The sequence below is a fragment of the Sporosarcina sp. P19 genome, from assembly GCF_002743165.1.
Classification (GTDB): Bacteria; Bacillota; Bacilli; order Bacillales_A; family Planococcaceae; genus Sporosarcina; species Sporosarcina ureae.
In genome coordinates this window covers 43998-56397 of record NZ_PDYR01000010.1, presented here as the reverse complement: position 1 = coordinate 56397, position 12400 = coordinate 43998, and the positions used below count along the sequence as shown (strand labels likewise).

The window sequence follows — 12400 nt, the reverse complement described above, 5'->3', positions numbered from 1 at the left end:
AGACAATTAGACAATAGAATGGATTCTATATAATTTTCTCTATCAAAAAAAACGGCTGTATTTACAGCCGTTTACTTTATTGTACATCCTATTATTGTGAAGTCCTATTAATACATCTTCATATATCGTTCAAGTTCCCATGGATGCACCGTAATCCGGTAGCTTTCCCATTCTTGATGTTTTGCTTCACTAAAGTTTGCATAAATATGTGAACCCAGTGCGTCTTGTATAATCGAGTCTTCTGATAAGGCGATGAGCGCATGGTCAAGATCTGTCGGTAATAATCCAATGTTATTTTCCGCAAGCTCATCTGCCTTCATCTCATAGATATTGCGATCAACTGGGGCTGGAGGAGTCAGCTTGCGCTTAATACCATCAAGACCAGCTTTTAGTATAACGGCCATTGCTAAATAAGGATTGGCAGAAGAATCGACAGAACGTACCTCAACACGTGTACTCATTCCACGTGATGCAGGTATGCGGATCAATGGACTACGGTTCTGTGAGGACCAAGCGACATAACAAGGTGCTTCGTAGCCAGGCACCAAACGTTTATAAGAATTGACAGTAGGGTTCGTGATAGCGGTGAAACCACGAACATGTTCCAGCACACCAGCCATGAAGTGATAAGCAGTTTCACTTAACTGACGTTCGCCATCTTTGTCAAAAAAGACGTTCTCGCCATCTTTAAATAGAGAAACATTGCAATGCATGCCCGAACCGCTCACTCCGTATAATGGCTTAGGCATGAATGTGGCATGTAAGCCGTGATTGCGTGCTATCGTCTTAACGACTAGTTTAAAGGTTTGAATATGATCGCAAGCCGTTAATACATCAGCATATTTAAAATCAATTTCATGTTGTCCAGGCGCTGCTTCGTGATGGGAAGCTTCCACTTCAAATCCTAATTCTTCAAGTTCCAAGACAATATCTCGACGACAATTTTCGCCAAGATCTATTGGAGCCAAATCAAAATAGTCACCATGGTCATTCAGCTCCATTGTCGGTTGTTTATTGGCATCTAGTTTAAAAAGAAAGAATTCCGGTTCAGGTCCTAAGTTAAAATCAGTGAATCCAAGCTCTTTCATTTCTTTAACGATTCGTTTTAAATTTCCCCGGGGGTCTCCAGAGAAAGGTTCGCCATTCGCCAAGTAGACGTCGCAGATTAAGCGTGCTACTCTTCCTGTACCTGAAGGCCATGGAAATACCATCCATGTATCCAAGTCAGGTACTAAATACATATCTGATTCTTCAATCCGTACAAAACCTTCGATAGAAGATCCGTCAAACATCATTTTATTGTCCAGCGCCTTTTCGAGCTGGCTGATCGGAATCTCTACATTCTTAATCATGCCAAAAATATCGGTAAACTGAAGACGGATAAAATTGACATTATTTTCTTCCACGAATTGATAAATATCTTCTCTTGTAACGTTTTCCATCAGACCACACTCCTTATGATTGTTTGGTACGAATCATCTTCGCAACATTTTTCTATAATATAGCCCAGGAAAGCAGATTACAAGAACTTTTTCTATTTTTTGAAAGAATTATAAGACTTAAGTTGCTTTTTACTTTCTGGAAAACATAGATACACTAAATAAAAAGCTGTAATATATATCTATTTAACTAATATAACACCAAGTAATACAAACCATTAACAATGATTAGAAAATTGAAGCAGTCACTATTAGGCTATCTGAAATGATTCAAGATGCAAAAGCCTACTTCGGTGACCAAAGTTATTTAGAGTATTTGATGCAGTAAGCAATGAAGAGTATGTAGTGTTTTAAAATTTCTCACGTTTTGAATGTTTTATCATAAGCTGATAAAGAAAGGGGTGGGTGTCTTGATTGAACACCAAAGTATATCTATAGATGGAAAGTCATTTCAAGCAGTCACGGTAAAGCTACCGAAAACGACTTTGCTTACAGTTTCGAATGACAAAGGGTATATTATGTGTGGTGCACTCGATGTAGGATTATTAAATAGTGTGCTAGCAGACCGCAAAATTGTCGCGGGTCGTGCTGTTGGTGTAAAAACGATTGAGCAATTGCTCGCAGCGCCTTTAGAATCCGTGACACTTGAAGCTGAACAATACGGTATTTCTGCAGGTATGATCGGTTCGGAAGCATTATTGAGAATGACTTAAAAAACGACGCCCGTGTAAGTAGGGCGTCGTTTTTGTTATATACAAGTAAAATTTTGCAGGTACAGAACACGGTTATTTATTATCGTATTTTTCCTCGCTTGATGAACGATCTTTTGTCTCGCGATGATTTCTCTCTTCTTCCTCTTCCATACGAACATCTTCTAATGGAATAGCATCTACAGTCTGCATATCTTCATGCATATCATAAATACTTTCTTTATCAGTCTTTAAATTTTCAGGGTTGTCCATATAACCACCCTTTGCCTTTTTGCGGTCTTCTTCTGTAAATACGTTCTTCTCTTCCCTCATACAGATCTGCTCCTTTGTAATTGAATGTTTTAACCTAAAAATCTACCTAGTAATCCTTTATTCGGTTGGGGTTTCTGGTTGTGATCTTTACGATCTCCTCGCATAGGTGTGTCATTGAACTCATCGAATTGGCGAGACAATTTGTCCCGTGCATCTTTGTTACGCATTAAATAGGCGGCACCTAAACCAATCGCAGTCAAAGCCATTCTCTTTTTCATAAAGTGCTCCTCCTCATTATCGTCTCTTATATAGTGTTTTCCCAGATCTCATTCTTACTAAACAATTCATTTTGTAGAGAACCGAAACAAAAAACAGTCAGCGATCGAAAACTTCCAATCACTGACTGTTCTTCTCTTACTATGCGGAAAATTTTATGTTGCGATTACTTCATACTGACGATATTGTACCCTCGTCGTATGCGTCTTGCATCTTACACTGCTTAACTTCTTTGAAGCAGGTATTTCACGTGCACTTACACAAAAAACTTCTTTCATATTACCTGGTAAACCTGTCTTTCTGTTGGAATCTTAAAAGCAGATTCCCAAACCGAGTGTACCACTTGCCAGTAAAGAAAAATTTTCCGCCAAGGCTGTGCATCTCTTCCAGATCTAGCAGCTTACTTCTCTGACTAGCTCCATTCAGTTTGCCTTGTAGTAATAGTATACCCATGCAAATCATTCTTAAACATCTTTTTTAAAATTAATTTTAAAAGTTTTTCTAAGATTTTTCTTACTCGCGGTATATGCACTTATGATCTATAATAGAGGACTGAGGTGAGAGCTTTGAACAAGGGAATAACAGGGAGAAGCATGATGCATGATCTTGCTGAAGTAAAGCCCTATATTGAAAAGAATGTACGAATATGAATGTGCTGAAAAGTAAAGAAATGATACTTTGCAGTCTTGAAATAACAAAAAATGCACGAAAAGGTTTAGAACAGTGGTTTTTAAGTGAAGAGGCTTTCGTTTCTTCAGAGTCTGCTTTTGATATACATATTGAAAAGAAACCGGAGAATCGTATGGGGAACCAATCCTATGCGTTGTTTTTTGACCCACACACAAATAAAAAATTTGCTAAAGAAGTTCAGCAACGTGTGGCAGTTATGGAATGCGTATTGAAACCGGACGGTCTACTAGCAACGGGCTTTCATGTTAGAGGCGCAAGAGAACCTGTCCAGACAAATCGGCGGCTGCATACAGCAATAAAGTTTAGGTTACATCGTGCGGGAGTAGCACTGCCAATCGAATTTTATACGAAGTTACGTCAATTGCCGATCGCGGAAGAGCGTTCAGAATATGTCAAAAAGAGAATTGAAAGTTGGGAAGGCTATCTACAAATTGCGGAGAAAAATGCGGATGTAGCGGATATCTCCTGTACATTTAGCCAAGCCAGTTTCACCAGTGATTTTACAAAGGTACGTCTACAATGTAAAGATTTACAAACGAAAAACTGGAAGCAACTCCGTGGATTTAGTGTGAAAATGAATGAACTTTCTACTGAAATTGGTCAAATCGTCGATGCTCAGAAAGGTCAAAAGATTATCGTCGTAGAACTAAATCAACGGTTTCAAAAGAAAGCACGATCCGAACAATGGTTACCAACACGTAATAAAAGTCTTGTGTTGACGAACTTTGCTGAATTAAGTCAGATTCGTCGGTTACGTAAAGGTTTCAAAGACTTACAAGATGGTCTAGCTGCCAATGCGAATTTGGAAAAGGTTTTATTTGAAGAACGACCTGTTGTGCAAATTACTAATAAACAGCCGCAACTAGAGTTCCATAATAATTTGAATGAATTTCAGCAAGAAGCAGTCTCGGGAGCGATGAAAGCACATGATTTGTTTGTAGTACAAGGTCCGCCTGGGACAGGGAAAACAACGGTCATTTCTGAGATTTGCTATCAGAACGTCAAAGCTGGCTTGCGGACACTTGTCGCATCCCAATCAAACCTAGCAGTGGATAACGCACTCGGTCGATTACTGACAGATCCAGCGACACGTATTTTACGCTATGGACGCTCAGAAAGTATTGAAGAAGAGGGCAAGCGCTTCATGGAGGAAAATGTGGCGTTGCACTGGAGAAATGAAACAATAGAAACCGTGCAAGCGACACGTGCTGTTTATCGAACAAAAGATATCGAATTACAAAAACGTGCAGATCAATTATCCGAGCAAATTCAACAGAACACAAAATTGAAAATTGCATTAACTGGGCAACTGCAAATACAAAATGTAGTGCGAGAAAAATTGAAAAAACTAAAGTCTGAATATTTTTCTCGGAAATCCCTGCTTGACCAATCTGTACGCCGGCTTTCGCAAAAGCAACAGGGAATTGAGCAAACTGAAATAGACCTTGAACAGCGCGTAAAAGAAATTGCAGAACTACGTAAACAGTTGAATTCAGAGCCGAATAAAGAAGAATTGTCAGCCCGAATAGAAGAACTGTTAAAAGAGCAGCAACTTTTAAGAGAGACACAAGTATATATCAATTGGCTTGCAGAGCTGCAGAGCAATACCGAAGCGCAACAAGAGATCATGGAAGAATACAAAACACTTCCTGATCATGAACAAATGCTACAATCCACACATCGTGATGTGATGTCTCAGACAAAAATGAAAGATATCCAAATGACGCTTGCTAAAAACCAGATTGAATTACCCATTCATATCACGTTGCGGAATAACGACTTACAACGAATCATCAAGTCGATTGAAAGTGGAGAGTATTCCTATGAATTTCAAGAGTGGAAAGAGCTTCATGACCGTTTTCAGACGGCTATCAATAAAACACATTCTCTTTTGCAGACGCATCGTTACCCGGTAGAAACTATTACGAAGCGCTCAACCGAAAACTTTACAACCATTCAAGAAATGCATGAAATGATTGATCGGCTGGGGAAGTTTCTTATTAACCCTACAACAAAAAAAGTGCTACAAAACAAAGAGATTTCATCCGCCAAAACGGAAGTTCTACAAAAGATTGCACAAGGTATATCATTGTTTTATGGTAAGGAAGAGATCGTTCGTGCAAAAGGAATGGATCTTCAGCAACAGAAAGTCCACTCTGTAAAGGAAGTATTTGCAGAAGTGAAACATGAAATCCTGAGATTCCTACAACAGGAACTTCAAGAAACACAAGCCACTTTACAACGAAAAGAAGAGCAGAAGCAACGTCTGCAATCTAAGCAAATAGAATTGGAGAACCAAATTAAAGCATGGCTACAAACGAACGAGCCGCCTGAAAAGCAGTGGGAGGAAAATCAGCTCACACAGGAAATTAAGCAGCTAGAAACTAAGATCATTGCGTGCCGACAACAAATAAAAAACGTAACGCAATTAACAGCGTCCATCACTACTTCAGAACTAAAGTGTTCTCAAGCAAAACAGCTGCTTGAACAAGAAAAAGTAGAAGTTCTAGCAGTAGAGCAAAAAACATTGCAATTACAGGAAGAACAACATCAACGACAGCAGGAAATAGAAGAGCTTGCCGTTCAATTGAAACCGGATATAAAGGAGCAATTAGAAAAAGTAGAAATAGTGCTTGCTCAAGCTGAACCCCAACTGGCTGAAGTAGTAAAAGAACAGCAACAGCTTCCAATCCTACAAGAACTGCAAGCGCAATGGGAAGAATTACTGCGTGACGCCAACGATTATGACCTGGATGAAATCCGTAAGCTTTATATCGATCATGCGAATGTAATTGGCACGACATGTGTCGCATCAGCTTCCAAAAAGTTTATGAAGGAATATCCTGTCTTCGATGTCGTCATAATCGATGAAGTATCAAAAGCAACACCGCCAGAATTACTATTGCCCATGCTAAAAGGTAAAAAGATTATTCTAGTGGGCGACCATCATCAGTTACCGCCACTCGTAGGACAAGAAACGATGGACGAACTGGTAGATCAACAAAAAGATCCTGAAGTGCAACGTGAAATGAAAAAACTGCTCAATGAATCATTATTTGAACGGTTATTCCGTACGTTGCCCAAGCAAAACAAAACGATGCTCAGTATTCAGTACCGTATGCATGAAAAAATTATGGAAACGATCGCACCGTTTTATAAAGATGGGGACTATCAATTACAATGTGGGCTTCTTAATTCAGACGAATTACGGGATCATCTGCTCGAAAGTAGAAAAATCACTAGAAAAGATCACTTACTATGGCTAGATACACCCAATACCCCATCATTTTTCGAAAATCAGGTCAAAGGTGGGACAAGTCGTTTCAATGAAGCGGAACTAACCATCATTCAAGATACTTTGCAAGATATTGAACAAGCGACCGAAAAAGCTAAAAAAGATGGCCTAATGATGCCAGACGAAAAGAAAAGTGTCGGCGTAATTAGTTTTTACGGCGAACAGGTAAAGCGGATCGATCGATTAATTCAGCAGGAAATTCGCCCGCAACAATTGCATTGCCGAACAGGTTCGGTAGATAAGTTTCAAGGTATGGAAATGGATATTATCATTTTGAGCTTCGTTAGGAATCATGGTGAGAAAAATGGTGACATTGGATTCGCGAAAGACTATCGACGACTGAATGTAGCGTTATCACGTGCAAGAGAACTGCTTATTATCGTTGGAAGTTCTGAAATGTTCACAATCAAGACAAAGAATGCCTCTACGAGAGATATGTATAAACAATTGCGGGAAGTAGTAGAACATCAAGGTGGATTGCGCAAAATAGAGCAAATCCAAGGAGGTTGAGTAGATGGATTCGCTTCGGAAAAGGTTGCAACGAGAACTCGAACAACAGCCGGATATCCAAATACAACAATCAGACAGCTGGGGATTGCCGGTCGAACTCATTAATATACCCTTCACAACTATTAAGCGCACGACAATGGATATACTAATGAAAATGATTTTACTTACAGTTCAAAAGCTAGATGTATCTGAATCAAAAATAATTGCAGAATTTCTAGCTGTTGAACCACTGTTTATAGAGGATTTGTTTAATAAGATGGAAGCGGCACAAATGATCGAGTTACGTAAAGAAAGTTTTGAATTGACTAGCATTGGAGTAAGGCAATTACAATCGGGTGTTTACGAACATCCACCTGAAAAAGCAGAAAAAAAGTTTTATTACAGTGCTTGCCATGATTCGATTTTATGTGAACAACCTGAAAAAATCTTCACAGCAAAAGTTAAAGAGTTTAGATTAGCAAGGAAATTCACCAGAAGCGCGCAACGATTAGATGATGAACAATTGCGGGCAACACTACTTGCTACTGGAGCAGAAGCTGCAGAAGGTCCACTACAGAAGGTTGTGGATAAAATAGAGACCCCCCGAACGCTTGATAATCAACTTATTCCTTGTGTGGAGTTCTATGTTTACAATCGTGCGGAAAACAACTATTTCACTAGAGTGTGGAATACATTAACAGAAGAATGGGACGAGCGTCTAGAGAAACTCATAGATGAACAAGCGCCTACTCGAAAATGATTGAAAAAGACCAAGGGAATTTTCCCTGGTCTTTTTTCACTTATGACTTACGCTTTTTTTGTTTGGGAGCTTTACGCAATTCAGCAAATTCTTTCGCGATCTCTTCATGCATATCGCGTGCGGCAATCGTTTGATTCTTTGGCGTTTGTGGTAATGAGCCAGCTGAATTACTTCCTTTACTATGTTCATCTCTTCCCATTGGTCATTCTCCCTTCTGTAAGTACCTTCATAAGTAAGTTGGTTCAAAAATGAGAAGTTATACATGAATATAGATAAAGCATTTGGCTAATACAGGTAAATGGGAAGTGAATTCTATTCCGTAAGTCTTTCAATCGAGTTAAGGTTATTTAACTCGCCTTGTGTTTAGCATGTAGTGGATTGGGAATATATTCATTAAGCTTGGTAAATCGAACACGAGGAGGAGGAATGTATATGGCTAACCAACGTACTACAGAACAAGAGAAGAAAATGTCTCTGGAAGAAGCGGGGCGTAAAGGCGGTCAAGCAACCGCTAAAAAGCACGATAAAGAGTTCTATGAACAGATTGGTCGCAAAGGTGGGGAAGCCACAGCTCAAAAGCATAGTAGTGAATTTTATAAAGAAATTGGACGTAAAGGCGGAAAAGCTACTTCCGAGAAGCACGATAAACAATTTTATGAGAATATCGGACGTAAGGGCGGAGAAGCTAGAGCGCAACAGAATAAGAGTACGAACTAGACAGCAAACTTAAGCATATATTGTCGAGAAGAAAAAGACGTAACCGAATGGAGTATTTTTACTCTGGTACGTCTTTTTTGTCGTGCTTAACTATAAAGTATACAAATATGCTATTGTTTCTAATGGTGCAGTACAGTATAACTGTAATAAGCAGAAGTAAAAGGAAATGGGTGAGAAAATGGAACAACGTAAAGAACAATGGTCTTCGAAGCTTGGGTTTATTATGTCTTCAGCAGGTGCAGCAATAGGCCTTGGAGCAATCTGGAAATTCCCGTATGTTACAGGAATGAGTGGCGGTGGTGCGTTTTTCCTACTATTCGTCGTATTTACAATTTTGATTGGATTGCCAATGTTGGTTTCTGAATTTATTATTGGTCGTGGTTCGGGTAGAGAAGCAATCAGTGCTTACAAGAAGTTGGCGCCGGCTAGTGCATGGCCATGGATTGGCAAGCTCGGTGTAGCAGGATGTTTTCTTTTGCTATCCTTCTATAGTGTAGTGGGTGGTTGGGTATTCGTATATAGCGGATTGTCTATTGGTGGCAAAATCATTAGTGAAGGTGCTTCCTATTCGGAACAATTTGGTTCAATTGTCGGTTCGCCAATGACGACGTTGATCGGTCTGTTTCTATTTACGATTATTAACATATTAGTCGTATCTTCTGGTGTGCAAAACGGTATTGAAAAAGCGAATAAATATATGATGCCTTTATTATTTGTGTTTTTTATTATTTTAGTCGTTCGATCATTGACGTTGCCTGGTGCAATGGAAGGTGTGTCCTTCTTCTTGAAGCCTGATTTCTCAAGTATTACAAGAGAATCAGTGTTGTATGCACTTGGACAGTCTTTCTTTTCATTGGCTGTCGGATTTTCTTGTATGGTAACGTACAGTTCATACCTGAAGAAAGACGTTAGTTTGACTTCATCTGCAAGTTCCGTAGTGGGGATGAATTTATTTGTTTCATTACTAGCAGGTTTAGCTATTTTCCCAGCGGTCTTCGCGTTCGGGCAAGAACCGGCTGCGGGACCTGAATTACTATTTATGGTGTTACCAGCAGTCTTTTCACAACTCCCGCTCGGGCAAGTATTCCTGGCGTTATTCTTGATATTGTTCTTGTTTGCGACATTGACGTCTTCGTTTAGTTTGTATGAGATCATTGTCGCAGCGATGACAGCGAGTGGCAAGCGGACGCGAAAGTCTGTGACTTGGTTGATTGGTGCAGTTGTATTCATTGCCGCAATTCCTTCTGCATTGTCTTCTAGTACATTGTCGGGATTGCTGATATTCAATAAGAGTGTTTTTGATGCGACAGATTATCTAGTCAGTAATATTTTGCTTCCAGCAGGATGTTTGCTAATTGCGTTGTTCATTGTCCGCAAGATGGACCAGGTGTTGGTGCGTGATGAATTTACACAGTATAATACGCAATCCATAGGCTTCTATCCGCTCTGGCACTTTTTAATGAAATGGGTAGTGCCACTGACTATTATTGTGGTGTTCTTGAATACGCTCGGGATAGTGAAGTAAGGCAGATATACAGAGGGGAATAGCACTGTTGATCTGTGTTCTAGGCGGACAGGAGAGCCCGCGGTGAGCTGATCCCCGGAGTCGCCGCCTGTAACTAAGATCAATTAGTAACGTTTCTAGATTTAGTGAGTGAAGGACAAAATCCTATGTAGTTTATTTTTTGAGTCAAAACTTAACCAACTGTAAAAGGGGTTACTATTTCACTTTTTACCCTCAATGCAGTCTCAAACGATAAATACTCTTCATATGGGAACGGAAACCTTAATAACTAAATAAGCACCTTTCATCTTTTTAAGACTCTTTTATATGGGAGTCTTTTTTCTATGTAAGAATAAGGGGTACCAATGGATTGATTTGACTTAGACCTATCTAAATTGTATAATACCTATTAAACATGTTGGAATAATATATTTTGACTGGAGTGGGGAAGAAATGCAAAAAATGATCACAATTCGTTCTGGGGAACATAATTTATCGGGTGCGCTTCATCTGCCTGAATATAGAAAAGAAGCAATACCATTACTAATATTTATTCATGGATTCGTAGGCAGTAAAGTAGGAGAACACCGTCTGTTTGTTAAAGCTGCACGTTATTTTACTGAGCGTGGATATGGGGTATTCCGCTTTGATTTTAGCGGTTGTGGTGAAAGTGATGGAGATTATGCTGGTGTAACAGTAACGAATCAATTGAAGGAAGTGCAGGATGTCGTAGCTTATTTATGCTCCATTCGAGGAATAGATCAACGACGCATTACGATGGTTGGGCATAGTATGGGTGGAGCTATTGCATCACTTACGGCGGCAAGCGATACCCGTATTAAACAATTAATTCTCTGGTCGCCGGTAGGTACGCCATACGAAGATATTACTGGGATTCTTGGACCGAAAGCGGTTCATGAAATTGCTAGAAAAGGCAGTCATGATTACCATGGTTTTATGATCAGTCAAACGTTCCTGAAAGATTTAAAAAAGCATCAGCCTATTGAAGCGGTTCGCTCATTTACAGGGTCAGCGCATATTATTCATGCAAAGGAAGACGAGCAAATTCCGAAAGAACATGCGGTACGATACGCAAACTCACTAAATAAACGCGTAGATACTAGGCAAGTGTTTGAGCAGTATATCGACAAAGCAGATCATACGTTTTCCAGTCATTCATTCGAAGATGAACTATTCGACAAGAGTTTAGCTTGGCTCGAAGGTAGTCTAGTAGAAAAGTTAGTGTCTCAAACATAAATTCGTGAAAATCTTCCGCACAGTATACACGTGGCGGGAGATTTTTTAGTGAAAATAAAAAGGCGGGCTGCCTGACCCGTTTCCGCGGATCGGCAGCCCTAATTTTGGAATGTAGGGTAAAACTGGAGATAAGGAAAAAAGAAAAATTAAGTTGCTGCTGTTTTAGCAGCTTGAATGAAACGCTCATTCACAATGTCCCAGTCCACAGTGTGCCACCAATTTTGTACAAATTCGGGGCGGCGGTTCTGGTATGACAAATAGTAAGCGTGTTCCCATACATCAATGACTAGTAATGGAGTTTTTCCGTCTTTCAATGGTGTATCCTGGTTTGGCGTGCTCATGACTTCTAACTCGCCGTCAGAAAGTACTAACCAACCGTACCCACTACCAAAGCGACTGACTGCCGCTTTTGACAAGACATCTTGGAAATTATCGAATGTATTAAAATACTTTTCGATTTCTCTTTTAATGTCTGCGGATGGTTCCCCTTTACTTTTTGGCGTCATGGATTCCCAGAATAAGCTGTGACAGTAATGTCCACCGCCGTTGTTTTGGACGGCAGTGCGAATCTCCTCAGGTACCTGACTGAGATCAGTCAATATGGTTTCAAGAGATTGAGATTGTAACTCTTCATGGTTATCCAATGCCGCATTCAAGTTATTGACGTACGTCTGATGATGTTTGCCATGGTGGATTTCCAATGTCCGTGCATCTATATACGGTTCAAGACCGTCTACTGCATAAGGCAAATCAGGAAGAACAAATGGCTTCAAATTTTCACCTCCAAAGAAACGATGAGAAACTTTTAAAAAAGTTTCCTTAAGGAAATAATGTTTCCTTAAGGCAACATTAATAAAGAAATGAAAAAAACGCAAGGGTTTTGTGGAAAAAAATAATAAATAAAACTAAAGGACTAGGAATGATTTTCCTGGAAGTCGTAGTGATTAAGAAACTTTTCACGACTTTCTAGTTAGCAAGTTTACCTTGTTTTCATGAAGGGAATAGTTCTAT

General features: G+C 39.6%; 11 protein-coding genes. 6 read left to right on the top strand and 5 right to left on the bottom strand.

Annotation, left to right across the window (positions count from 1 at the left end; all coding sequences use genetic code 11):
- Positions 1–107: 107 nt before the first annotated feature.
- Positions 108–1442 (bottom strand): type I glutamate--ammonia ligase, encoded by a 1335-nt coding sequence (gene glnA, locus CSV74_RS11525; protein ID WP_099691756.1) that lies wholly within the window; start codon positions 1440–1442, stop codon positions 108–110.
- Positions 1443–1810: 368 nt separating this feature from the next.
- On the opposite strand from glnA, the gene CSV74_RS11520 reads away from it, so the two are divergent.
- On the top strand, positions 1811–2152 hold the full coding sequence (locus CSV74_RS11520; protein WP_099691755.1) for a YunC family protein: 342 nt from the start codon (positions 1811–1813) through the stop codon (positions 2150–2152).
- A gap of 72 nt (positions 2153–2224) precedes the next feature.
- Here CSV74_RS11520 and CSV74_RS11515 read toward each other — a convergent pair whose 3' ends face one another.
- Positions 2225–2461: a hypothetical protein gene (locus tag CSV74_RS11515; RefSeq protein ID WP_029054929.1), complete on the bottom strand. Its 237-nt coding sequence runs from the start codon at positions 2459–2461 to the stop codon at positions 2225–2227.
- Positions 2462–2490: 29 nt separating this feature from the next.
- Complete coding sequence (locus CSV74_RS11510; protein WP_099691754.1) at positions 2491–2679, bottom strand: hypothetical protein; 189 nt, start codon at positions 2677–2679, stop codon at positions 2491–2493.
- A 644-nt stretch (positions 2680–3323) separates the two neighbouring features.
- Between CSV74_RS11510 and CSV74_RS11500 the strand changes: the two genes are divergently transcribed.
- Together CSV74_RS11500 and CSV74_RS11495 are read left to right on the top strand one after the other, a co-directional pair.
- Positions 3324–7172 (top strand): AAA domain-containing protein, encoded by a 3849-nt coding sequence (locus tag CSV74_RS11500; RefSeq protein ID WP_099691752.1) that lies wholly within the window; start codon positions 3324–3326, stop codon positions 7170–7172.
- A 4-nt stretch (positions 7173–7176) separates the two neighbouring features.
- Positions 7177–7911 (top strand): hypothetical protein, encoded by a 735-nt coding sequence (locus tag CSV74_RS11495; RefSeq protein WP_099691751.1) that lies wholly within the window; start codon positions 7177–7179, stop codon positions 7909–7911.
- A 40-nt stretch (positions 7912–7951) separates the two neighbouring features.
- Here CSV74_RS11495 and CSV74_RS16775 read toward each other — a convergent pair whose 3' ends face one another.
- Positions 7952–8110: a hypothetical protein gene (locus CSV74_RS16775; RefSeq protein WP_169535196.1), complete on the bottom strand. Its 159-nt coding sequence runs from the start codon at positions 8108–8110 to the stop codon at positions 7952–7954.
- Positions 8111–8343: 233 nt separating this feature from the next.
- On the opposite strand from CSV74_RS16775, the gene CSV74_RS11490 reads away from it, so the two are divergent.
- The 3 genes from CSV74_RS11490 (at position 8344) to CSV74_RS11480 (ending at position 11389) form a co-directional block, all read left to right on the top strand.
- Positions 8344–8628 carry a KGG domain-containing protein gene (locus tag CSV74_RS11490; protein ID WP_233190899.1) on the top strand — a complete coding sequence of 95 codons (285 nt, stop codon included), beginning with the start codon at positions 8344–8346 and terminating at the stop codon, positions 8626–8628.
- A 178-nt stretch (positions 8629–8806) separates the two neighbouring features.
- Positions 8807–10153 (top strand): sodium-dependent transporter, encoded by a 1347-nt coding sequence (locus CSV74_RS11485; RefSeq protein WP_099691803.1) that lies wholly within the window; start codon positions 8807–8809, stop codon positions 10151–10153.
- A 432-nt stretch (positions 10154–10585) separates the two neighbouring features.
- Positions 10586–11389 carry an alpha/beta hydrolase family protein gene (locus CSV74_RS11480; RefSeq protein WP_099691750.1) on the top strand — a complete coding sequence of 268 codons (804 nt, stop codon included), beginning with the start codon at positions 10586–10588 and terminating at the stop codon, positions 11387–11389.
- 146 nt (positions 11390–11535) lie between these two features.
- On the opposite strand, the gene CSV74_RS11475 is transcribed toward CSV74_RS11480, so the two are convergent.
- Complete coding sequence (locus tag CSV74_RS11475; protein ID WP_099691749.1) at positions 11536–12162, bottom strand: superoxide dismutase; 627 nt, start codon at positions 12160–12162, stop codon at positions 11536–11538.
- Positions 12163–12400 lie beyond the last annotated feature (238 nt).